Here is a 25159-nt window from a genome sequence, read left to right on the forward strand (position 1 = left end):
TGAGATTAACGGGCTTTACACCGTGTACAGTCAACTGGTTATTTACGATCGCAATGGGGTGATTTTAGCGGTGAGTAATGCGGGCGAAACCGAAAGTAACGGTTTAATAGGGTCGGTATTTTCCCCGATGGCCGATGTAAAACGCACCCTTAACTTAAGCCAAACCCAGCAGTATGTGGTGTCGCAATTTGAGCCAAGCGATTATTACCAACAGCGTTGCACCTATATTTATCACGCGGCCATTGGTAGTACAGAGTATGTGGGTGGCACGGTTAAAAACGTCGGTGGGGTGGCGGTAGTGTTTGACAGTGAGCCGCAATTTAAAGCCATGCTAAACGATACGCAACCAAGTTATATAGTGCAAGCCATTCAGCAAGCCTCGTTTAGTGTGTTGGCGACCGAAGAAGGGGTGATTGTGGCGTCAAACAACGCTCAGTTTGTGCCGGGCGATAAAATGAGTTTACCCGCGTTGGGGGCGTTTGTGGCCGGAACATCCGGCAGTTTGGCGTGGAGTTTAACGCACGCGGCGCTGGATCAAACGCTAAGCAATCAACAATCAATCCTTCAACAATACGTGGTCGGTTATCACATGAGCCACGGTTACCGCGAATACAAACAAACCGATGGTTACATCAATAACGTGATTGCTTGGGTGTTTACGCCCATTTAATGTGGATATAATCTCTTTTACTAAAGTTTAAGGGTGGACAGGTTGATGAAGTGGGCAGTGATTGGTTGTAAAGAGCGTTTTGCGGGTGTTTCTTTTTGTCGCATTGGTTTTAGTGTATGAAGTTTTTTACAAGCGTTGTGTTTTTATTTTTTTTACACATGCAGTTTAACGTTGTTGCGGCAGAGTTTGGTGCCGTAAGCCAAGGCGAAGCCTCGTTAAAGCATCAAGTTAATCAGTCTAATGAAAATGTAAAACTAGAGGTTGTGGTTGATTTAGTAGAGACAACAAGTGGTGATGCAACAACGCCAACTGCTGTGGATAATATGGCTGAACTGTCTGAGAAACTAAAAAATGAAATTGGGTTAATTCACTTAAAAGACGATGAATATCCTGCACAGACCGACTTTCTATATCGTAGAGCAGAAAATGAAATTTTGGATGCTTTAAGAGCGCTTGGTTATTACAGTTCTAGCGTGACTAGCCAACTTGAGCGGCTCCCTAAAAAAACGCGTGTTACTTTTAATGTCGAGTTAGGCAAACCAGTTTATATTCGAGATATTCATTTAAACATTAGCGGAGCGGGCAAAGACTTACCAGTTTGGGCAGAGTTTCAAAAATTTCAATTGCAACTAAAAAAAGATGCCATTTTTAAACATCAAGACTATACGGATACCGTAAGCGCCTTAACCAATATTGCGACCAATGAGGGTTATATGGATGCCAAATTTACTCAGCGTGAATTTAAAGTCTATCCGCACCTTAATGTAGTGGATGTGAACCTGCATTTTAATACTCAAGAACCGTATCGGTTTGGCGTGGTGTTTTTTCATGGCAGTCAACAGATAGGCGATGCCTTTTTAAATCGCTATGTCGATTTCAAGCCTGGTGATATTTATAAGCAATCCCATATTCTTGCTCTGCAAAAAGCGCTAATAGACAGCCAATATTTTGGTTTGATTCGGGTCGCACCCCAATATTCCGAGCAAGAGGCGCGTCGTATTCCTATCGATGTTGAATTGGAAGACAGTCTTAAACATCTTTACGAGATAGGGGTTGGATATGGAACGGACACGGGGGCGCGTGTTTTGTTTGGTTTTGAAAATCGTCTGGTGAATTCGCAAGGTCATAGTTATAAAGTTGAAAGTTTATTTGGTGAAAAAGCACAGAACTTTAATTTTAACTATCGCATTCCAGGTGAACGTCCAGCTGAGCAAAACTGGAATGCCGGTCTTAAGTATGATGCGACACAATCCACTACTTTAGATAGAGAGTTGATGGCCATTACGGGTGACTACAGTTATCAAATTACGCCAAAATGGTCGATTAACCCTTTTATTTCATTAGAAACCGAAGAGTTTACCTATGAAAATGAAGCAACTGAGCAAACGCAAACTTTTTTATTAGGGTCTGGCTTTAAGAATCGTTGGGTTAATAGTGATGCCTACCCAACGCAAGGGTATCACCACAGTGGTGTGTTTAGAGCCAGTGTTGACAATCTAGTGTCCGATTCGCAGTTTGCGCAAATTGAGTTAAAAACCCGCTGGGTGTATACGCCGATGGAGTTCTGGCGTTTCCATGTTCGCGCCCAAACGAGATTGACGTTAGTAGATAAAAACCAATCGATTCCTTCAAGTTATTTAACGCTTTTAGGGGGCGAGACCTTGCGAGGTTTTGAATTTGAATCTATTGGTATTCAATTGGATGCCGATTCTGTCGTCGGGGCAAAAAACAGTGTTTCAGGGTCGCTGGGTACCGATTACCGCATTACAAAATATTTTGGCCTGGGTTCGTTTGTTGATATGGGTCAGTTATTCGATGATGCCGGAACACAAGATTTGAAAGTGGGCGCAGGTTTTGGCTTACGTGGCTATACACCGGTTGGCATGGCAAAACTTGATATCGCTTGGCCGGTTTCCGAATATGAGCAGCCTTGGCGTATTCACTTCTCACTCGGATTTGATCTATGAAGCGCCTGAGCCAAAAATGATGGGGATTTTATCGGCAGTTTTTAAGTGGAGCATCCGATTATCCGTTGGCTTGCTCATGGTTTTGTTGCTTGGTGTTTTCGCACTACTCTCGCTTACTTTGTGGCATCCACAGGCGGTTTCCACGGCTTTGCCTTATTTAGAGCACTATGTTGAACAATCTACCGGTGGACAATTACAAATTGAATCAGCAGAAGGGCGTTTAATCGACGGTTTAACACTGAATAACATCCGCTTTAAGAGCGCGGCACAAGAGGTGAAAATTGAGCAAATTAAATGGCAATGGCAGTTGTCTATGTTGTTTAATCGCCATCTGCAGTTTCAAACGTTTACTGTCACTCAACCCACGGTACGTTTAACGAGCAGTGATGAGCCGTCAGAGCCTTTAACAGAGCCGTTTAAGCTGTTGACGGAACTAGAGGCCTATGATTTGCGCTGGAGCATTGATCTTTTGAAGGTCTCTCAGTTGCGTTTGTCGATTGACGACCAGCCTACGATTAAGGTTGCGCATTTTGAGAGCGAGCTAGACTGGCAAACGCAAACGTTGTTTTTACAAAATTTAAAGGCCGATTACTTGGCTTATAAAGTGCAAGCACATAGCCATTTTGAGGTGGTCAATGCCCGCGAGTTTAAAGCCTTTTTATCGCTAAAATTAGCAGGCTCGGAGGGGTTTGAAACGATTAACGTATCCACCCAGGCCACGGGCGATTTAAAGCAGATTCGTTTTAATCTGGACATGATTGAGCCTTACAGGGTACGTTCGGAACATGTTGTCAAGATAGATGAAACCCTGATTCAGCTAGATTCAACGTTTAAAGAGCTTGAAGCAGCTTTTTCTGAACAGTGGCAGATTAATCAGCTGTCTGGGCAAATTCGTTCACAGTTTCATTTAAAAAATTACCTATTATCGAGTCATGGCAAACTGAGTCTGGACCTTAAAGGCAAGCCGCCAACGGCATTGGATTATCGCGCGGAATATGCGTCAAATGGGAAAGCGACTTTTGATTTAAAAACTCAATTTGAGAAGATGGGTTCTTTAAATGTGAAAGGGCAAGCCGATCTTCAGAAGATGAGCAGCACCGTGAGTGTGCAGGCAGATGCGCTGAATCTCCAATGGCTTGATGCCAGGTTGAATTACCAAATCAGTGCCTTATTTGATTTTACCTTGCGTGATTTTGAGCAACGCACCAGTCAGCTGGCAGTGAAACAGCTGGCGTTAACCGGGTTGCCTAAGCCATTCACTTTTAAAGGGGTCATTGACAGTCATTTGACTCCACAAAACAGCGAAGCAATCGAAAAATCAACTGTAGCACCCAAGGCAGTCGCTCCAGAGGGGGCATTCGATTATGCGATTGCAATTCAATCGGAAGCATTAGGTTATGCAGAGTATTTGGGAAAGTTTGCGGCAAAACTCAATGTTAGCTCGGATTTTAGTCATGTGAATGTTCACGATGCCAAACTTGTCGTGGGCGATAACGCGATTGATTTGAGAGGACAATGGGCAGAAAATACCAATCTTTCATTAAAAGCCAAGCTGAATAATCTTAACCAGTTGTATGCACCGCTCACCGGCAACGCCGTAGCAAATTTAACGGCGAAGGGGAGCTTGTTGAAAGACCTATCAGGATTTGACCAGGCCTGGTTAAACTTGCAATTGGATGCCAATAACCTCAGTTATCAATCTCCCGATGCGCCAGCTGATGAAAAAATGAGGATTAAGCAGGTTGCTTTAAACGTGCAAGCGCCTTTACATCAACTTGAGTGGACTGCATTCTCCCTTAAGGTGAATGAGGTAAGTAAAGTTAAGCGGATTGCTGATAAGATGGTGGAACAGACACTTATTTCTCAACTGAGTGCAGTGCGTCAAGAGTCTAAAAAAGGCTTGGCCAGCAGTCTTAAAATGAGTCATCCACAGTTAAGTTTTAATACTGAATTGTATGAGGTAAAACCCAGTTTAAAACAACAGAAAATAGCCTTGACACGTTTTGATATCGTGCAAGCAGATACCGGTAACTGGCAGTTGGCCAAGCCCCGTGTTATTGATTGGCAAAGTCCTTCCAAAATCTCAACCGATGAGATATGCATTCAATCGGTGAAAAATACTGACGCTAAAGTTTGTTTTAAGGCTTACGAACATAAGGCAACTTGGTCACTGGATGCCTTGCCAGTGTTTGATTGGGCAAAACCGTGGTTAGGTGAAAATGTCCTATTAACAGGACATCTTAACGGTCAAGGCTCTGCCGACTGGCGAAAAAAACTCACATTGCAACAAGATTTGCTTGTGCCTCAGTTGGATGTAACCGTGATTGTACAAGGCAATCAAATACCCATGCAGGTTAATAACTGGCAAACCAATCTCCAGCTCACGCCTAATCAGGCCGGTTTAAAAAGCGTAGCCGAAGTGAACAAAACGGGACATTTTAATGCCTTGGTTGAGGCGATAAAGTCAACTGACCAGGCCTGGTCACTTGCAACGTTAAACGGAAAAGCGCAGTTGACGCTTTCTAATTGGGCATTAAGCGAACAATTCTTGAAACTCGTTGAATTTAATCAAACGAACGTAAAGATTGAAACTACGCTTTCTGGCACACCTGCAGAACTACAACACAGTACTTTGGCCAATATTGACCTAAATTTTAATTTACCTTTGCTGGGGTTAAAAGAGCAAGCGGTGCAACTACAAGCGCAACTGACACCGAAAGCGGTTAATGCCACTGGCGTATGGAAGCAGCAGGTGGGTCTGGTGGGTAAACGACAAGCAGATTTAAACGTTAACTTGACGGCATTAGACACAGAGCCACACCTATTAGCGCATTTTAAAACCGATTCTATCGAGTTGCTAAAAACTCCGTTTGCGCACCTGATGACCGCGGCCGATATGCATATTTCTGTAATTAATAAGGCAACGAAAGTTGCGGGTAAAGTGGAGCTGCATGATAGCGAATTGAATTTGGATGAAATGCCGCTCCACAAACGTACCTCCACCAGTAACGATGAGGTTATCATTGATGAGCAAGGCCAGGTCGTAGTAAAAGAGGAGGGTGTTTCCAACCTAAGTTATGACGTTAGAATCGGTTTTGGTCAAAATGTCAAAGTCAGAGTTCAGAACTCCCTATTGTTGCTAGGCGGTGAGTTGCAGTTGGTGCAAACGCCCGATACTTCTGATATGAAGGCATTTGGCGAGGTAAAAATACGTGAAGGTTATATTATGTTAGATGAGCGTAATAAGATTCAGATTGATCAATCGGCTTTCTTATTTAACGGCGTGATTGGTAATCCAACCTTAAATGTAAATCTCTTTAGAATAGTAGGCGAGACAACGGCTAGATTGAATATAACAGGCAATGCTACGCAACCGCAGTTTGTGTTTTACTCAAAACCTGCCCTGTCTCAAGCGCGTATCATCAATTTAATGGTCTTTGGCCGTGCAGGCGATATGTCCAAAGAGCCAAACTATGAATCGCAAGTGTTAAGTGCTTTTTACAAACTCGGGATTCAAAACAACACGCCAGTGCTCAATACGTTAACCAGTTCATTGGGTATTCAAGACGTCTATTTTGATGTAGACGGTCAACAGGTCAGTAACCTGTTAGTTGGTCGGAGTTTAACCGATAAACTTTACGTGCGCTATGCGAAAGACTTAACTGAGCAACAGGGGCAGGCGGTGCAATTCTTCTATCAATTGACTGATCGCTGGCTACTCAAAAGCAATAGTGGAGACAGCGATAGCTCGGTGGATCTTATCTATCGTTTAGAGCGTTAAAGAGCATCTGCAGGAGGATTGAAACATTACAGGGCTTATTCTGTTAAGTCGGTAAGGTCTCAATTTGAGCCCTTTATTTTTGCTGTGCGCTCACCAGCATTTCTTGGGCGTGGTTAAGAGTTTGTTCGGTAATGGTCAATCCGCCCATCATGCGTGCCAGTTCTTGGGTGCGTCCAAGCGAATCCAACTCAACCACTTGCGTAAAGGTTTGTTGGTTTTGCGTGGTTTTAGAAATGTGCAAATGCGTGTGGCCGTGTGAGGCGACTTGCGCCAAATGGGTGATGGACAAAATTTGTTTGTGTGCACCCAGTTGACGCATTTTGTGTCCCACTACTTCGGCCACGCCGCCGCCAATCCCCACGTCCACTTCGTCAAAAATTAAGGTGGGCAGGCTTGCCACTTCGGCAGTCGCCACTTGTATGGCCAAACTAATGCGCGACAACTCCCCTCCCGAAGCCACTTTGGCCAAGGGCTGTAACGGTTGGCCAATGTTGGCCGTTACTTTAAATTCCACCTTGTCAAACCCCGTAGCGTTGCCGGGGTTAAGCACGCTTAAATCCAGTTCAAACAGACCATTGGGCATGCCCAATTGTTGCATGCCTTGGGTCACAATTTTGGCCAGTTTAAGCGCGGCTTTTTGACGCGATTGGCTGAGTTGCGTGGCGTGAGTTTGATAGTGTGACCAGGCCTGGTCAATGTTGTTTTTAAGGGTTTCAATGGACGAGTCTGATTGGGTTAAGGTTTGCAACGCGTGTTGAATGCTGTGGTGTTTTTCAACCAACTCTTCGGGGTTAAGGTGGTATTTTTTGGCCAACGCAAACAGCTGAGCCAAGCGTTCTTCAACGCGTTGAAGTTGTTGCGGGTCAATATCAACCGATTGAAACTGGTGCTGAATTTCGCCTGCGGCTTCTTGCGTTTCGATGAGTGCGCTGTTAAGCGCCACCAATGTATTGGCCAAAGTGGGGGTAAAGGCCGCAATCGACTCGAGTGCCGCAATGGCGGCATTAAGCTGTTCACTGGCACTGTTGTCGCTGTTTTCACCTTCAAGCGCATCGTAGGCTCGTTGACAGGCGCTGATGATTTCACTGGCGTGCGACAGTTGACCTTGTTCTTCAGACAGTGCCATAAACTCGTCTTTTTGGGGGGCGACTTCGTCAAACTCATTGAGCTGAAACTGCAATAGTTCGAGCTTACTTTGGTAGTCGGCCTGCTCGGTTAATAGGGTGTCTAATTGCTGTTTAAGGGCTTGCCACTGTTTGTAGTGCGCGCGGGTGGCGGCCAGTGCCTCGGGGTGTTGGGCGTAGGCGTCCAGTAACGTAAGCTGTTTTTGAGTTTGCAGCAGCGATTGATGTTCGTGTTGGCCGTGAATGTCAATTAAAAAACTGCCCAGCGTTTTTAAACTGCTGGCCGGAATAGGCCGACCGTTTATAAACGCTTTAGAGCGCCCTTCGGAGGTGACAATGCGGCGCAAATAACATTGGTGGTCGGCATCGTCCAACGCTTGTTCGGTTAACCAGGCCTGGACAAATGGCAATTGGCTGACGTCAAACAGTGCGGTAACGTCGGCGCGTTCGGTGTGGTGGCGCACCAACGCACTGTCGGCACGTTCGCCCAAGGCCAAGCCCAACGCGTCTAATAAAATGGATTTTCCCGCCCCAGTTTCGCCCGTGAGCGTGCTAAAACCGCGGTTAAAATTAAGCGTGAGGTGTTCAATTAAAGCTAAGTTTTGAATGGTTAACTCTTGCAGCATGGTGACGGGTTACTCTTAATAAAGACGCATAATTAAAAAAACAAATCATTAAAAAACAAAGTTTACAACTTGTCGCCCCAATGCAATTTGGCGCGCAGCAGCTCAAAGTGATCGTGGCCGCGGGGATGCAGCATTTTAATAAAATTTTTATGACGTGTCACGGTGGTGCGATGCGCGGAAGTGATGTTAAAGGTCACTTGTCCATCGCAAATAATTTGCGCCGCGCCGTTGCAGTTTTCGTGCGGGCGCAATTGCACCGTGCTGTGCCCCGAAATAACGTAGGGGCGCGTGCTCATGGTGTGCGGGTTAATCGACACCAAACTTAACACGTCTAGGCCGGGGTCTAAAATAGGTCCGCCGGCCGATAATGCATAGGCGGTTGAGCCTGTTGGGGTCGAAATAATCAAGCCGTCGGAGCGTTGACTGTTTAAAAACCGCCCGTCCACAAAGGTTTCAAATTCAATCATGCGCGGCGAGTCGGTTTTGTGAATGACCACGTCGTTAAACGCCAACTGTTCAAATACGGTTTTACCCGCGGTTTCAATCACCACTTTGATTAAATTGCGCTCTTCGCTGTCGTAATTGCCGTCCATCACTTCGTCCAACGTGCACAGCATCTCTTTGGGTGAAATGTCGGTTAAAAACCCTAAACGGCCAAGGTTAATGCCCAAGATGGGGATTTTATTGTCGACAATCGAGCGCGCTACGTCTAAAAAGGTGCCGTCGCCGCCTACCACAATGGCCACGTCAATTAAACCGTAGAGTTGGTCGCGTTCAATGACTTTAATACCATACCGCTCATGCGGAAAGTCATGGCACGAGGCCGAATCCAAATACACCGTTTTGTGTTTGGTTAACAGATGTTGCACCAGTTTATCGATGCTTTCCCACGATTGAATGCCGTTGTATTTGCCAAAAATGCCAATTTTTTGAAACATGAAATTGCTCGCTCACAAAGTTAATTAGGGTCAAGACTCTTGTATAAAGCCAATCCGCGCTTATAATTTAGCACTCAAGACTTGAGAGTGCTTAATGAGTACTTAATTAAAGACAAGGGCAAATTGCACCATGCTAAATGACCGTTCACACTATTTGTTTAAAAGTTTGATGGGATTATACCTCAATGACGGCAAGCCAGTAGGGTCAAGCACCTTGGCTAAATTGCCCGACATTGGCTTAAGTTCGGCCACGGTGCGTAACGTCTTGGCCGATCTTGAAAAGCTCGGTTTTATTCACGCCCCGCACACATCGGCTGGACGCGTGCCCACCGAGCGCGGCTATCGGTTGTTTGTGGACTCTATGTTGACGTATCAACCCATGTCGCCCAAAAGCATCGAAACCATCCGCCATGAACTCTCGCCCAATTTGAACCAAGACGCGTTGATGCAAAGCGCGTCTAAAGTGTTAACCGACATTACCGGCATGACCAGTTTGGTGTTGCTGCCTAACAAAGAACGCGAAATTTTACAGCACATTGATTTTATGGCGTTGGGTGGTAATCGGGTGTTGGTGGTGTTGGTGTTTAACGACCAAGATGTGCAAAACCGAATTATCGAGCTTGAAACGGCGGTTTCTGCCAGCGAGTTAGAACAAATTTCTAATTATTTAAACGCCCATTGCGTTGGCAAGAATTTGCAAGACGCTAAAAAAATGTTGGTGGCACAAATGGATAAAATTCGCCATTCCACCAATCAATTTATGCTGTCGGTGATTGAGGCCACAGACGAAGTGTTGACCCAACAGCTGATACCGCAACTGCCGTTTTTGGTGGGTGGGCAAAGCAAGTTGCTTAATTATCAAGAGTTGGCCAACTCGGATAAATTGCGCGCTTTGTACCAGGCGTTTGAGCAACACAGCGGTATTTTAAGTGTGCTAGACAAAAGCCTGGCCGCACCCGGTGTGCAAATTTTTATTGGCAACGAGTGCGGCAGTGCGATTTATCACGATTGTAGTATTGTCACCAAGCCTTACGAAGTGGACGGCGAGGTGTTGGGTGTTTTGGGCGTAATCGGCCCAAGCCGAATGCCGTATGCAAAAGTGATTCCTAAAGTGGACATTACGGCAAAAATATTAGGCTCGCTCTTGAAAAAAACCGAACGCAACCTTAGTTAAGGTGCACGTTAATAAATTTTAATCCAGATAGGGAAATCACCGTGTCAGACACTAAATCGACTTTACAAGATGATCTTAATACCACGCAAACTGCGCAAGAGAATGCTCAAGATGAAACGCTCGAACAAGTTGAGCAAAATGTAGAACAGGACATTGCCGCTTTATTGCAGGAATCTCAAGAAGAAGCCGCCAAGCATAAAGACATGGCGTTGCGCTTGCAAGCCGACATGGAAAACCTGCGTCGCCGCACCCGTTTGGATTTAGAAAGCGCGCACAAGTTTGCGTTGGATAAATTTGTGGATGCGTTGATTCCGGCGATGGATTCCATCGAAATGGGCATGGACGCGGCGGGCAAGGAAGAAGCCACGATTGAAAGTATTCGTGAAGGTTTGGACATGACGTTTAAACAGTTGTTGGATGTGTTACAACGCTTTAATGTTGAGCGCATTGATCCACTAAACGAAACCTTTAACCCACAATTGCACGAAGCGATGACCATGGTGCCGTCACCCGACCACACCAGCAATACGGTGATCATGGTGGTGCAAAAGGGCTATACCTTAAACGAACGTTTGGTAAGACCGGCGCGAGTGATTGTGGCGCAGTAAGATTTGATGTCTCGGCATTAAAAAACTCACACATTTTTTGACAGGTTACTTGAAAAACGTTTTGACAGACTTATATACAAACCATCAGTAATTCGTTAAACCAATTTAAACAATCTTAAACAATTTTAAAAATCATCAAGCTGCCTACATTTAATTTACAAAGTAGGCCGCACACAGAAACTGGAGAAGCACATGGCTAAAATTATCGGTATCGATTTAGGAACCACCAACTCTTGCGTGGCCATTATGGAAGGCAAAGAAGTAAAAGTTATTCCTAACGCAGAAGGCGCACGCACCACACCTTCGGTGGTTGCTTACACGCAAGACGGTGAAGTGTTGGTGGGCGATTCGGCCAAGCGTCAAGCGGTCACCAACCCAAAAAACACTTTGTTTGCTATTAAGCGTTTAATTGGCCGTCGCGCCGATGACGCGGTGGTCACCAAAGACAAAGACATGGTGCCTTACAGCATTGTGGCCGCCGATAACGGTGACGCATGGGTTGAAGTGGACGGTAAAAAACTGTCACCTCAAGAAGTGTCTGCACGCACGTTAATGAAGATGAAAAAAACCGCCGAAGACTATTTGGGTTACGCGGTAACCGAAGCGGTTATTACCGTACCGGCTTACTTTAACGACTCACAGCGTCAAGCCACTAAAGACGCGGGTAAAATCGCTGGTTTAGACGTTAAGCGTATTATTAACGAGCCAACAGCGGCGGCGTTGGCGTACGGTATGGACAAAGTCACGCGTGACAGCAAAATTGCCGTGTACGATTTGGGCGGCGGAACCTTTGACGTGTCTATTATTGAAGTAGCCGATTTAGACGGCGAAAAGCAAGTTGAAGTATTGTCTACCAATGGCGACACGTTCTTGGGCGGTGAAGACTTTGACATGGTTATCATTGATTACCTAGTAGAAGAGTTCAAAAAAGACCAAGGTGTTAACCTAAAAGCCGATCCATTGGCCATTCAGCGTCTGCGTGAAGCGGCTGAAAAAGCTAAAATCGAATTGTCGTCGCGTGAACAAACCGACATTAACTTGCCTTACATTACCGCCGACGCCACTGGGCCTAAGCATTTAAACATTAAAATGACGCGCGCTAAATTTGAAGCGTTGGTAGAAGATTTAGTAGCACGTACCATTGAGCCTTGCCGCATTGCGTTAAAAGACGCTGGCTTGTCTGCATCGGATATTGACGATGTTATTTTGGTGGGTGGTTCAACGCGTGTGCCGATGGTGCAAGCGCGTGTTAAAGAGTTTTTTGGACGCGAGCCACGTCGTGATGTAAACCCAGACGAAGCGGTTGCCATGGGTGCGGCGATTCAAGGTGGCGTATTGTCAGGTGATGTAAACGATGTGTTGTTGTTAGACGTATCGCCTTTGTCACTTGGAATTGAAACCATGGGCGGCGTAATGACCAAGTTAATCGAGAAAAACACCACGATTCCAACGCGTAAATCGCAAGTGTTTTCAACCGCTGAAGACAATCAAGGCGCTGTAACCATTCACGTACTGCAAGGTGAGCGTGAAATTGCGTCGGGCAATAAGTCATTAGGGCAGTTTAATTTGGATGAGATTCCGGCCGCGCCACGTGGCACGCCACAAATTGAAGTGACGTTTGACATTGACGCCAACGGTATTTTAAATGTATCGGCCAAAGACAAAAACAGCGGTAAAGAGCAACACATTACGATTCAAGCGTCTTCAGGGCTGTCGGAAGCCGAAATTGAAGCGATGGTAAAAGACGCCGAAGCGCACGCCGAAGAAGATCGCAAATTAAAAGAGTTGGTTGAAGTGCGTAACCAAGCCGATGCGATGATTCACGGCACGCGTAAAATGGTCACCGACGCCGGTGAAGCGTTGACCAGTGAGGAAAATACCGCGGTTGAAACCGCTATTAACGAGCTTGAAGCGGCTATTAAAGGCGACAGCAAAGCCGTTATAGAAGAAAAAACCGCTAAGTTGGCCGAAGTAAGTCAGCCAATTGCTCAAAAAGCCCAAGCCAAGCCACAAGGTGACGCGGCGCAGGCGCAAGGCAAAGACAAAGATAAAGCCGATGATGATATTGTGGACGCGGAATTTGAAGAAGTTGACGATAAGAAATAATCGTTCAAAATGAACGCTAAAAATTATCGTTAAAATGTAACGTTAGAGTCTGTATAATTCGGGCAATCCAATGGTTGCCCGTTTTTTTAGGCTTTTTTAACGCACTATCACTATTTGAAACCTTTGCATGAGTGAATGCACGAATAAAAATGGTTAAAATCCACCTGATTTTTGTTGGAAAACTTGCGAATAGCCAGCTATTCACTGCATTTCCCGCCGCAATCAGGCAAATTTTCCCGCATTTTTCTTTCGCGCCTCACTCGTGCAAAGGTCTCATTTTAATTACTGTTTTAATTACCATTTAAAAACAATTAGAACAGTCAAAATCATTTGACCAGGCCTGGTTAAATGCAATGACTGTTTTTGATTGCTTTTAAATGTTAATTGACCAAAGCAAACGACTACACCTATGAGCAAAAGAGATTATTACGAAATTCTAGAAGTGTCCAAAACCGTTTCGGAAGGTGAGCTTAAAAAAGCCTACCGCAAAATGGCCATGAAATACCATCCCGATCGTAATCCAGACAACAAAGAAGCCGAAGACCATTTTAAAGAAGCCTCTGAGGCCTACGAAGTGCTGTCCGACTCACAAAAACGCGCGACCTATGATCAGTTTGGACACGCAGGTTTAGACGGTCATCACGGTGGCGGTGGCTTTAGTGGCGGATTTGGTGATGCCTTTAGCGATGTGTTTGGCGATATTTTTGGCGGCGGCTTTAGCGGTCGTCGTGGCCCACAGCCTGGCAATGATTTGCAGTATGAATTGGATATTTCGTTAGAAGACGCAGTAGCCGGCACAACCGTCGATATTCGTATTCCCACCAAAGACGTGTGCGATTCGTGTGACGGCAGCGGTGCCGAGCCTGGCAGTAAAGTACAAACGTGCCCTACGTGCGGTGGTGCGGGTCAGGTGCGCATGCAACAAGGCTTTTTTGCCGTCAATCGTCCGTGCCCAACCTGTCATGGTTCGGGCAAGTTAATTACCACGCCGTGTAAAAAATGCCGTGGCGAAGGTTATACGCACAGTCATAAAACCTTGTCGGTTAAAATTCCGGCTGGGGTTGATACTGGTGATCGTATTCGTTTGCAAGGCGAAGGCGAGGCGGGTGAGCCTGGCGCGCCACGCGGTGATTTGTATGTGCGCATGCGTGTCAAAAAGCACGCTATTTTTGAACGTGATGGCAATACCTTATATTGCGACCTGCCGTTAAGTTTTGCGACGGCCGCACTGGGTGGTTCGATTGATGTGCCTACTTTGGGTGGCAAAGCCAGCTTAAAAATACCCGCAGGCACGCAATCTGGGCAGCGTTTTAAATTAAGCGCTAAAGGGGTTAAGTCGGTGCGTAGTTCGGCCATTGGTGACATGATTGTGCAGGTTCAAATTGAAACGCCGGTTAAATTAACCAACGAACAAAAAGCCTTGCTTGAAGCGTTTGATGCCAGCTTAAAAGGCAAGCACCATAAACAGCACAGTCCAAAAGAGCATACTTTTTTTGATTCGGTAAAATCGTTTTTTACCGGCGATGACGACAAAAAAGCCGATAAAAAATCTGATAATGACCCATGGAATACCTAACCTGGAATACCTAACTTGGAATACTTAATTTGGAACATCAAATGAGAGTAGCAATTATTGGCGCCTCTGGGCGCATGGGAAAAGTGTTAATTGATGCAGTCAATCAAGCCCAAGGGCTAAGTGTGTCGGCCGCCATTGAACGCCCAGACAGCAGTTTAATTGGCGTCGATGCCGGTGAACTAGCCGGTGTTGGTAAGCTGGGCGTAACCATTGTGGGCGATTTAGCCCAGGTGGTAGACGATTTTGACGTGCTCATTGACTTTACCACGCCGGCAACAACAGTCAAAAATTTAGCGGTGTGCGTAGCGCACGGCAAAAAAATGGTGATTGGTACAACAGGTTTTGACGCAGAAGGTTTGGCCGCCATTGATAAAGCGGCGCAATCGATTGCCATGGTGTTTGCGGCCAATTACAGTGTGGGGGTTAATGTCTGTCTTAATTTATTGGCGCAAGCCGCCAAAGTGCTTAATCAAGGCTATGACATTGAAATCATTGAAGGGCATCATCGCCACAAAGTAGACGCGCCCTCTGGCACTGCGTTACGCATGGGTGAGGTGGTGGCCGATGCATTGGGTCGAGATTTAAAAACCTGTGCGGTGTACGGCCGAGAAGGCATTACTGGCGCACGTGACCCTAATACCATTGGCTTTGCCACAGTGCGTGCCGGTGATATTGTCGGGGATCATACGGTGCTGTTTGCGACAGAAGGCGAACGTGTTGAAATTACGCATAAGGCCTCTAGTAGAATGACGTTTGCCAAGGGGGCGGCTCGTTCATGCGGTTGGTTGGCAACTAAGCAGGCCGGTTTGTTTGATATGCAGGACGTGTTAGATTTGCGCTAAAAATTTTGTAAAGGCCTTTACTGGCTGATTGTTAAGGTTGTTTTATAAAAGGTGGCTAGGATTTAATCCAGTCACCTTTTTTATTGGCTCAATTTTTGCATAGATTTGTAACTGACCAGGCCTGGTCAGTTCTGTTTAATGTTATTTTGCAAAGGTTTTAAGCATGTTTTATATAAGATCCAGCTTTTTTGCAGTCAATTGGCTTTAATCCGATAGGCTGCTAGGTTAAAGTGGGTAGAATGAAACTATGTTTAAAGCAAATGAGGTAAAGCATGCTTGGCTTAAATTTGGTAAACGGTAGTAGGGCGAGTTCGACGCTTTCATTTTTTTCAATGGGGTTGCGCGTTGGAGTATTGGCGCTTTTGGTCTTATTGGTGGGGTGCTCAAGCGCACCTAAATCACCCATTTCTGAACAGGGTGTTAAACCCGCGCACGATGCGTCTATCGGTGGTCAAATTAAAGTTAAGAAAAAGCCTAATGCGATTGATTTAACTCAAGAAAAGCCAGTAAAACAAGCCTTGGTTTCACAATTTTCTCTTTGGAAAGGAACGCCTTATCAGTATGGTGGTAGTACTCTAAAAGGCACAGATTGCTCTTCTTATGTACAAAGTACCTTTCGCGATAAGTTAGGTTATATTTTACCCAGAGACACCCGCAGTCAAGTTAGAGTCGGGTATACCGTGGACAAGTCGGCTCTTAAAATTGGCGATATTGTGTTTTTTAAAGTCGCTAAAAATACGATACACAACGGTATCTATTTAGGGCAATCAAGATTTATGCATGCCTCCACCAGTCTTGGGGTGACTATTTCAAGTTTAGAAAATGATTATTGGCGCAACAGTTACTGGACGGCACGAAGTTTACGTTAGTGATTGGGTATTGTACGAAGCTAGGGGTCACTAGGGGCGGCTAGGGCTAAGAAAGGATGCAGCCTCATATTTAAGGCAGTATTTAACCTAGACAAGAATGGGTTGTTCGGGTACAATCTCGCCAATTAATTTTTACGACTAAAATTAAGCATTTATTGCATTTACGGGGTATTTAGCTGGGATGGCCAACACCATTTAGCACAAAAAACGGAGTGAGTCCTCAATGGGGGGCTGGCTCCGTTTTTTTATATGCGCGGCGAATAAATCTTAAGAAGATGCAGTTTGATTTTAATCGGGTATTACTTGGATGGAAAATACATGACTCAGGCGACACAGGCTTTGCTAGCGTTAGAAGATGGCACTCTATTTTGGGGTGTTTCATTGGGTGCAGAAGGTGAAACAGTTGGTGAAGTGGTTTTTAACACTTCTATGACCGGCTATCAAGAAATCTTAACCGACCCTTCATATTTTAAACAAATTGTAACCTTAACCTATCCACATATTGGCAACGTGGGCGTCAATGAACAGGACAGCGAGTCTGCGGGCATTATGGCGCAAGGTCTTATTGTTAAAGATTGCCCCATGTTGATGAGCAGTTTTCGCGCTGAAAAATCGCTGCCTGACTATTTAAAAGAACAAAACGTGGTGGCCATTGCCGATATTGATACGCGTAAACTAACCCGAATTTTACGCGATAAAGGTGCTCAATCAGGCGTAATTGTGGCTGGTAAAAATATTGATGCCGCAGATGCCATTGCCAAAGCCAAAGCCTTTAGCGGCTTAAACGGTTTAGATTTAGCGCAAGAAGTCACCACGGCCGAAATTTATGAATGGAATGAAGGTTCTTGGTCGCTCGAAAACGGTCATCAACCCGTTGAAAATCGCACGGGTTACCACGTTGTGGCCTACGACTATGGCATTAAGCGAAATATTTTGCGTATGTTGGCCGATCACGGATGCAAGTTAACCGTTGTACCCGCCAAAACACCCGCTGAAACGGTTTTGGCCATGAAGCCGGATGGCGTATTTTTGTCTAATGGCCCAGGAGATCCAGCGCCATGTGATTATGCGATTGAAGCCATTCAAAAAGTATTAGAGGCAAATATTCCGGTGTTTGGCATCTGTTTAGGGCATCAGCTGTTGGCATTGGCCAGCGGGGCTAAGACGGTAAAAATGAAGTTTGGTCATCATGGCGCCAACCATCCGGTGCAAGACGTTGACAGTAAAAAAGTGATGATTACGGCTCAAAACCACGGTTTTGCTGTAGAAGAATCTACCTTACCTGCTAATCTAAAAACCACGCATAAATCACTGTTTGACGGCACGTTGCAGGGGATTTCTCGTACGGATAAATCGGCATTTAGCTTTCAAGGTCATCCTGAAGCCAGCCCGGGCCCGCACGATGTAGCGCCTTTATTTGATCAGTTTTTTGAAAATATTAAAAATTCTAAACAAGCCACTAACGCTTAATTGATAGAAATAGGAAAAACGTAATGCCAAAGAGAAGTGATATACAAAGTATTATGATTATTGGTGCTGGCCCTATTATTATCGGTCAGGCCTGTGAATTTGATTACTCGGGTGTGCAGGCGTGTAAAGCCTTAAAAGAAGAGGGTTATCGCGTTATTTTGGTTAACTCTAACCCAGCCACCATTATGACCGACCCAGATTTGGCCGATGCCACCTACATTGAGCCTATTGAGTGGCGCACCGTAGAGGCTATTATTGCCAAAGAACGACCAGATGCTATTTTGCCGACTATGGGCGGTCAAACTGCGCTTAACTGTGCGTTAGATTTAGACGCCAACGGCGTATTAGCCAAGTACGGTGTGGAATTGATTGGCGCGAAAGCCGATGCCATTGATAAAGCCGAAAACCGCGATCGTTTTCGTAAAGCCATGCGCAGCATTGGTTTGGACATGCCCGATTCAGATGTGGCGCACAACTTAGAAGAAGCGTGGGAGATTCAAAAGCGTGTTGGCTTTCCAACAGTAATACGTCCTTCGTTTACCTTGGGTGGTTCAGGCGGTGGAATTGCCTATAACAAGGATGAGTTTGAACAAATTTGTAAGTTTGGTTTAGATTTATCGCCCACTAAAGAGTTATTGATTGAAGAGTCTATTTTGGGCTGGAAAGAGTACGAAATGGAAGTGGTGCGTGATAAAAACGACAACTGCATCATTGTTTGCTCTATTGAAAACTTTGACCCAATGGGTGTCCATACCGGTGATTCTATTACCGTTGCCCCAGCGCAAACGTTGACTGATAAAGAATATCAAATTATGCGTAACGCCTCGTTGGCGGTATTGCGCGAAATTGGTGTTGAGACCGGTGGTTCAAACGTTCAATTTGCCATTAATCCTGAAAATGGGCGCATGATTATTATTGAAATGAATCCACGTGTATCACGTTCGTCGGCGTTGGCGTCTAAGGCTACTGGTTTTCCCATCGCTAAAGTAGCGGCAAAGTTAGCCGTAGGGTACACGTTAGACGAGTTGCAAAACGACATTACCAATGGCGCAACACCCGCGTCGTTTGAACCGACCATTGATTACGTTGTCACCAAAGTACCACGTTTTACGTTTGAAAAGTTCCCACAAGCGCAAGCGCGTTTGTCTACCCAAATGAAGTCTGTGGGTGAGGTGATGGCGATTGGACGTAACTTCCAAGAGTCGATTCAAAAGGCGTTGCGTGGTTTAGAAACCGATAAAAATGGTTTTGACGAAATCATGCCTTTGGCGACCATGGACGAAAAAGAGATTAAAGACATTTTACGTCAAGAGTTGCGTGATCCAGGCCCAGAGCGTATTTGGTATGTGGCCGATGCGTTTCGTGCGGGTTGGGATTTAGAAACGGTTCACGATATTTCTAAAATTGACCCCTGGTTTTTGGCGCAAATTCAAGATTTGGTTAACATCGAAGACGACGTTAAGCAACGTGGTTTAGACGCTTTAGATGAGACCATGTTGCGCAATTTAAAACGCAAAGGTTTCTCAGACAATCGCTTGGCTAAATTATTAAACACCGATGCGGCGTTTATTCGTAAATTCCGTCATACGCTTAATATTCGTCCCGTTTTTAAACGCGTGGATACTTGTGCGGCCGAATTTGAAACCACTACGGCTTATATGTATTCAACCTATGACGAAGAGTGTGAAGCCAAGCCAACCGATCGTGAAAAAATCATGGTATTAGGGGGCGGGCCAAACCGCATTGGTCAAGGTATTGAGTTTGATTATTGCTGTGTTCACGCCGCGATGGCATTGCGTGAAGACGGCTACGAAACCATTATGGTTAACTGCAATCCAGAAACGGTTTCAACCGATTACGATACATCGGATCGTTTGTACTTTGAACCCTTGACGCTTGAAGATGTATTAGAAATTGTGGCCGTCGAGAATCCAAAGGGCGTGATTGTTCAATACGGTGGGCAAACGCCGCTTAAATTGGCCGAGGCGTTAGAAGAAGCTGGTGTGCCTATTATTGGCACGTCGCCAGAGTCTATTGACTTGGCGGAAGACCGCGCGTGTTTCCAAAAAATCTTAAACGATTTAAATTTGTTACAACCACCAAACAGAACCGCCTCAAGCGTGAGTGAAGCCGTTGTATTGGCCAATGAAATTGGTTACCCAATGGTGGTGCGTCCCTCGTATGTATTGGGCGGGCGCGGCATGGAAATAGTCTACACCGAGCCGGATTTAATTCGTTATATGACCGCGGCGGTTAAGGTTTCTAATGATTCTCCGGTGCTGTTAGACCGTTTCTTAGACGATGCCGTAGAATTAGATGTCGATGCGATTTGTGACGGAGACCAAGTGGTGATTGGCGGCATTATGGAACACATTGAACAAGCCGGGATTCACTCGGGTGATTCGGCGTGTTCATTGCCTCCTTACAGTATTTCGGCCGAGATTCAAGACCGCATTCGTGTGCAAGTGGCGCAAATGGCCAAGGCGTTAGGCGTGGTGGGTTTAATGAACACCCAGTTCGCCGTGAAGGGCGACGATATTTATGTGTTAGAAGTGAATCCACGTGCTTCGCGTACCGTGCCGTTTGTGTCAAAAGCAATAGGTTTTCCGTTGGCTAAAATTGCTGCACGTTGTATGGTAGGTCAAAAATTAGCACAACAAGGCTTTGAAGTTGAAGTTAAACCTAAGCACTTTTCGGTTAAAGAAGCGGTGTTTCCGTTTATTAAATTCTTAGGCGTTGACCCGATTTTAGGGCCAGAAATGAAATCAACGGGCGAAGTCATGGGCATTGGCAAAAGTTTTGCCCAGGCCTATGCTAAAGCACAATTGGCCGCAGGCACCGTGTTACCACGTTCTGGTACAGCCTTTTTAAGTGTGCGTAAAGCCGATCGAGAAGATGTGGTTGTACTGGCTAATCAGTTGATTTCTAAAGGTTTTAAAGTGGTTGCCACGCGTGGAACTGCGGTGTCTTTAAAAGCGGCTGGTGTGGCGTGTGATATGGTGAATAAGGTAACAGAAGGTCGTCCTAACATTGTTGATTCTATCGTCAATGAAGAGATTGCTTTAATTGTGAATACATCGGATGGTTCGGTAAGTATTCAGGACTCGTCGAGCATTCGTCGTGAAGCCTTAATGCACAAAACATGTTATACCACCACGATGGCCGGCGCGTTTGCAATGGTTGAGGCAATGGACTATTTAGACGATCAGCCCGTGACCCGTTTACAAGATTTATTTTAATCTAAGATTAAATATCTTAGATTACATCATCTATTTTAAGCTACGCCAAAGCCATTGTGCTTTGGCGTTTTAGTTTGAGACCTTTGCACGTTAAAAAGGATAAAAAATGCAAAAGCATCCTATGACAAAACAAGGCGCAGATGCCTTACAAACCGAATTGGTTAAGTTAAAAAAAGAAGAGCGTCCTAAAATTACCGAGGCCATTGCCACAGCGCGTGAACACGGCGATTTAAAAGAAAATGCCGAATACCATGCCGCACGCGAACAGCAAGGCTTTATTGAAGCACGGATTGCGCAAATTGAAAGTGTACTAAGTCTTGCGCAAATTATTGACGTGACTAAGCTGTCGCCCAACGGAAAAATTGTCTTTGGTGCAACGGTCACGGTATTAAACGTGGATACGGATGAAGAGTTAACCTATAAAATTGTCGGCAATGAAGAAGCCGATTTAAAACACAATAAAATTTCGGTTAACTCGCCGATTGCGCGTGCTTTAATTGGCAAAACGGAAGGTGATGAGGTGATTGTACAAGCACCCAAAGGCAATATTGATTATGAAATTATCTCAATTCAATATATCTAAGCAGGCTAATTTTTTTAAAGTTTACCGCCTTGAGGCACTATGTACACGGTGATAAATGGGGTAGTGATTGTCTTAATCACAGTAATGCTCACCTTAGGATATTGGGTTACACCTTTATTATTTGGGCAGTTAGAGCCAGTTTTGGCGGGTGCGTTGGCGGCAAAATTGTTTAGCGCCAGCGCGTTGCTTGTATTGGGTATGTTAACTGTGGTGATTTTATGGGGTGTTTGGAAAAACGGAATTTTCATCACAAAATCCATGTGGCCACTTGGGTTAAGCATTTTTTTAATGACAGGGTTGTACGGTTGGGTAAGTCCCGCCATGCAAAGCATAAAATTACGCTATCCCAATGGGGTGGATAAGCTTTCAGTTGATTGGCCCATGTTTGCTTCGTTGCATGGGGTGTATCAAGTCTTGTATTTATTGGTGATTGTTTTGATGTGTTTTTGGCTGATAAAAAATCTGTTAAAGCCATTAAAAACCCTTTAAAACGGCACTAATAGCGCAAAAGAGGGGATAAAAAATGTTTATAAGCATTTCATTATTTTCTAACTTTTACGGGTTGCAATTTAACCTGAAAACCGTCAGAATTGATTCGTTATTGAGTCAACCAACCTCGGAGTTTACGAATGAAACACTTAACCATTAAAGCCTTATTTATTTCTGCCATTGCAGCAATGTCATTTAACGTTCATGCATCAGATGTTTACAACAATTGTTTAGCCGATGCAGAAGCATTGATTGAAACAGCTAAAACTAAAGGCGGAACCGCGGCTCGTGAAATGGAGCAAAAAACCACTGTTGAAGCATGTAAAGCAGAGCTAGCGACAATTGAAGCTAAATATGCAGACAAATCTGTTGGATTAAATCCTGCTTCTGTTATGACTCCTGCAGACCGTGCAAAGTGGTCAGCGTTGTTTGAAGCGATTGATGCTAAAAACTTCAAAGGGACACGTTACAACATGGCTTCTTACTACCGTTAATTTTTAACGCCCAGTGATTAAGACCCAAAAAACCGGTTTTTACCGGTTTTTTGCTTTCTACCAGGCCTGGTTTAAATAAAAACTATATGTGAGCCATTTGCACGAATGAATGCAAAGGCTTTACATTGGTTCTAACGCTAAAAAGTGTGTAAATTTAATGAAAAAAAATATATTTCAAGCGGTTTACGACTGTCTTATGCAAGCCGACTTAGATTGCAAAGTTGCGCAACTTACCCAGTTGCAAATAGATTGGTCGGATGATAATTTTGATTTTACACCCAGTGTAGAAGTGTTAAGAATCCCTGATCCAGGCCGCCCTAAAAATCCTATCTTAGTTTCTCCCAAAGAGTTGCCGCGTCGTCGTTTAGGGTCTGCAGAGGGTCATGCGGCCTTAATGCACTCTATTGCGCACATTGAGTTTAATGCGATTAACTTGGCGTTAGACGCCATTTATCGCTTTCAGTCTATGCCGGTTCAATACTATTTAGATTGGTTGGGCGTAGCGGCTGAAGAGTCGTATCATTTTCAAATGATTCGTGAACATTTGGCGCTCTTAGGATACGAATACGGCGATATGGTAGCGCACGATGGCTTGTGGATGACCACCTACGAAACCGACCACGATCCGATGGTGCGTATGGCACTGGTTCCACGTACGCTGGAGGCGCGTGGGTTGGATGTGACCCCCGCAATGATTCAAAAGTTGCGCGCTATTGGTGACAAGCGAGGGGTAGAAATTTTAAAGATTTTATTGCGCGATGAAATTGGTCATGTTGAAGTGGGTACGCGTTGGTTTAGATATTTGTGCAGCGAGCGTGGCTTAAACCCGTTTAAAACCTTTCAAGAAGTCGTTGAAAAGTATTATCACGGCGATTTGCGCGGACCTTTTAATTATGAGGCGCGTCAGCAAGCGGGTTTTTGTGCCGATGAAATTAACTGGTTAAAATCACTCAATCCAACTCAGTCAGGCATTTAAGATGAGCGATGTGGCTCGATTATCGGACAAACAGCGGCTACGGATTCAAACTCGGCATCGTGTTTCAGTAGAAAACTATGGCTATGAGCCGAAAGCACTGTATTGGAGTGATCGAACTGTGCAAGAAGTTCGCTTTAAAACACTTATGGACAGTTTACCCAAGAGGCTTTGTGTTGCTGAAAATACCCAAATAGGCAATGACCAGGCCTGGTCATTATTGGATATGGGTTGTGGCTTTGCTGATTTTAAGCGCTACTTAAATCGTCACGGTTTTTACCCAAGTTATCAAGGGGTTGATGTATCGCCTGTTGTGGTGCAAGCCGCGCGCGCGATAGAACCGGGTATTTTAATTTTTGAAGGCGAGTTGTCGGAATGCAAATTTGAGGTTAATCAATTTGACTATGTGATGTTGTCGGGCGCATTAAATGAAGTGGTCGAAACCGAGGTGGAGGGCACTGCGGCCTGTTACGGTGATTATGCTCGTGCGACATTAAAAAAGATGTACGCGCTGTGTAAACAAGGTGTCGCGTTTAATTTATTGGATGCACGGCATCCCTGGGTGGCCAGTCGAAGCGATTTACAAAGTTTTTTACCCGCCGATATCGTGGATTTTTGCCATACTTTTGCTCATAGAGTCACGCTGATTGAGGGCTATTTGGACAATGATTTTACCGTGTATTTGCACAAGTCGTAGGTGGGTTGATGCGCATTGGAATTGATTTAGGCGGCACAAAAATCGCGCTTATCGCCTTAAGCGAGCAAGGCGAAACATTGTATCAACAGCGGATGGCTACTCCAAAGGGCGATTATTTAGCCACGGTGCAAGCGATTGCAGGGTTGGTTGACCGTGCCGAGCGCAAGGTTAATTGTATCGCGCAGTCGGTTGGGGTGGGTATTCCTGGTGCGGTTTCACAAAAAACAGGTCGTATTAAAAATGCCAACTCAATATGCTTAATTGGTCAAGACTTGCAAGGCGACTTGCAAACCGCATTAAATCGGCCGGTAAAATTAGCCAACGACGCCAATTGCTTTGCACTGTCAGAAGCCATTGATGGGGCGGCGCAGGGCGCTGATGTGGTCTTTGGTGTTATTATTGGAACAGGTTGTGGTGGCGCGTTGGTGGTGAATCAGCGCATTTTAAGTGGCGCAAATGCCATTGCTGGCGAATGGGGACATAACCCACTGCCATGGCGCAATGACCAAGACATCGCGTTAGACTGTTATTGTGGATTACAAGGTTGCAACGAAACCTTCTTGTCGGGCAGCGGGTTAGAGCGACATTATCAACAGCGCGGCGGTACAGCGTTAAGTGCACAGAACATAGAAGCGCTAAGCGAGCAAAAAAATCCGTTAGCGGCGGCGTTACTTGATGATTACATTATTTGGTTGGCGAAAGGGTTGGCCAGTGTAATTAATGTATTAGACCCCGATGTGATTGTATTGGGTGGCGGAATGTCAAACGTAGCGCGAATTTATAGAGACGTACCAGCACTTTGGTCGCAGTGGGTGTTTAGCGATGAAGTGAATACACGCTTAGTGCCGCCTAAATTTGGTGATGCCAGCGGTGTTCGCGGCGCGGCTTGGTTGTAGTTTTAACCTCTTTAAGCCCCTTTAGACCCCTTTAAAT

At 45.1% G+C, this 25159-nt stretch carries 19 protein-coding genes; 17 read left to right on the forward strand and 2 right to left on the reverse strand.

Features of this window, described 5'->3' with window-relative positions; translation table 11 throughout:
- Positions 1–22: 22 nt before the first annotated feature.
- From EP181_RS04515 to EP181_RS04525, 3 genes are all read left to right on the forward strand, one after another.
- Positions 23–670 (forward strand): hypothetical protein, encoded by a 648-nt coding sequence (locus EP181_RS04515; protein ID WP_127470599.1) that lies wholly within the window; start codon positions 23–25, stop codon positions 668–670.
- A 116-nt stretch (positions 671–786) separates the two neighbouring features.
- Positions 787–2637 carry an autotransporter assembly complex protein TamA gene (locus tag EP181_RS04520; RefSeq protein ID WP_127470600.1) on the forward strand — a complete coding sequence of 617 codons (1851 nt, stop codon included), beginning with the start codon at positions 787–789 and terminating at the stop codon, positions 2635–2637.
- Entirely contained in the window at positions 2591–6418 is a 3828-nt protein-coding gene (locus EP181_RS04525; RefSeq protein WP_127470601.1) for a translocation/assembly module TamB domain-containing protein, read from the forward strand. Before EP181_RS04520 ends, EP181_RS04525 begins: the two co-directional genes overlap by 47 nt.
- 73 nt (positions 6419–6491) lie before the next feature.
- Here EP181_RS04525 and recN read toward each other — a convergent pair whose 3' ends face one another.
- On the reverse strand, positions 6492–8168 hold the full coding sequence (recN, locus tag EP181_RS04530) for a DNA repair protein RecN (protein ID WP_127470602.1): 1677 nt from the start codon (positions 8166–8168) through the stop codon (positions 6492–6494).
- A 62-nt stretch (positions 8169–8230) separates the two neighbouring features.
- On the reverse strand, positions 8231–9106 hold the full coding sequence (locus tag EP181_RS04535; protein ID WP_127470603.1) for an NAD(+) kinase: 876 nt from the start codon (positions 9104–9106) through the stop codon (positions 8231–8233).
- A gap of 130 nt (positions 9107–9236) precedes the next feature.
- Here EP181_RS04535 and hrcA point away from each other — a divergent pair, with 130 nt between their 5' ends.
- The 14 genes from hrcA (at position 9237) to EP181_RS04605 (ending at position 25122) form a co-directional block, all read left to right on the forward strand.
- Entirely contained in the window at positions 9237–10280 is a 1044-nt protein-coding gene (gene hrcA, locus EP181_RS04540; protein ID WP_127470604.1) for a heat-inducible transcriptional repressor HrcA, read from the forward strand.
- A gap of 41 nt (positions 10281–10321) precedes the next feature.
- Complete coding sequence (grpE, locus tag EP181_RS04545; protein ID WP_127470605.1) at positions 10322–10888, forward strand: nucleotide exchange factor GrpE; 567 nt, start codon at positions 10322–10324, stop codon at positions 10886–10888.
- Positions 10889–11080: 192 nt separating this feature from the next.
- On the forward strand, positions 11081–12994 hold the full coding sequence (dnaK, locus tag EP181_RS04550) for a molecular chaperone DnaK (RefSeq protein WP_127470606.1): 1914 nt from the start codon (positions 11081–11083) through the stop codon (positions 12992–12994).
- A gap of 409 nt (positions 12995–13403) precedes the next feature.
- Positions 13404–14570 carry a molecular chaperone DnaJ gene (gene dnaJ / locus EP181_RS04555; RefSeq protein WP_127470607.1) on the forward strand — a complete coding sequence of 389 codons (1167 nt, stop codon included), beginning with the start codon at positions 13404–13406 and terminating at the stop codon, positions 14568–14570.
- 41 nt (positions 14571–14611) lie between these two features.
- A complete protein-coding gene (dapB, locus tag EP181_RS04560) occupies positions 14612–15412 on the forward strand; it encodes a 4-hydroxy-tetrahydrodipicolinate reductase (RefSeq protein ID WP_127470608.1) in 801 nt (266 codons plus the stop codon).
- Positions 15413–15684: 272 nt separating this feature from the next.
- Positions 15685–16281, forward strand: a complete 597-nt coding sequence (locus EP181_RS04565) for an NlpC/P60 family protein (protein WP_197723395.1) — start codon at positions 15685–15687, stop codon at positions 16279–16281.
- Between the two features lie 318 nt (positions 16282–16599).
- On the forward strand, positions 16600–17751 hold the full coding sequence (gene carA / locus EP181_RS04570) for a glutamine-hydrolyzing carbamoyl-phosphate synthase small subunit (RefSeq protein WP_127470609.1): 1152 nt from the start codon (positions 16600–16602) through the stop codon (positions 17749–17751).
- Between the two features lie 23 nt (positions 17752–17774).
- Positions 17775–20990: a carbamoyl-phosphate synthase large subunit gene (carB, locus tag EP181_RS04575; RefSeq protein WP_127470610.1), complete on the forward strand. Its 3216-nt coding sequence runs from the start codon at positions 17775–17777 to the stop codon at positions 20988–20990.
- Positions 20991–21096: 106 nt separating this feature from the next.
- On the forward strand, positions 21097–21573 hold the full coding sequence (gene greA, locus EP181_RS04580) for a transcription elongation factor GreA (protein ID WP_127470611.1): 477 nt from the start codon (positions 21097–21099) through the stop codon (positions 21571–21573).
- Positions 21574–21612: 39 nt separating this feature from the next.
- Positions 21613–22062: a DUF4149 domain-containing protein gene (locus EP181_RS04585; RefSeq protein WP_127470612.1), complete on the forward strand. Its 450-nt coding sequence runs from the start codon at positions 21613–21615 to the stop codon at positions 22060–22062.
- Between the two features lie 140 nt (positions 22063–22202).
- Positions 22203–22556, forward strand: a complete 354-nt coding sequence (locus tag EP181_RS04590) for a hypothetical protein (RefSeq protein ID WP_127470613.1) — start codon at positions 22203–22205, stop codon at positions 22554–22556.
- A gap of 157 nt (positions 22557–22713) precedes the next feature.
- Positions 22714–23532 carry a ferritin-like domain-containing protein gene (locus tag EP181_RS04595; protein ID WP_232023521.1) on the forward strand — a complete coding sequence of 273 codons (819 nt, stop codon included), beginning with the start codon at positions 22714–22716 and terminating at the stop codon, positions 23530–23532.
- Between the two features lies 1 nt (position 23533).
- Positions 23534–24226 carry a class I SAM-dependent methyltransferase gene (locus EP181_RS04600; RefSeq protein WP_127470614.1) on the forward strand — a complete coding sequence of 231 codons (693 nt, stop codon included), beginning with the start codon at positions 23534–23536 and terminating at the stop codon, positions 24224–24226.
- An 8-nt stretch (positions 24227–24234) separates the two neighbouring features.
- Positions 24235–25122, forward strand: a complete 888-nt coding sequence (locus tag EP181_RS04605; RefSeq protein ID WP_127470615.1) for an ROK family protein — start codon at positions 24235–24237, stop codon at positions 25120–25122.
- The last annotated feature ends 37 nt before the right edge of the window (positions 25123–25159 follow it).

This window comes from Thiomicrorhabdus aquaedulcis, assembly GCF_004001325.1.
GTDB lineage: Bacteria > Pseudomonadota > Gammaproteobacteria > Thiomicrospirales > Thiomicrospiraceae > Thiomicrorhabdus > Thiomicrorhabdus aquaedulcis.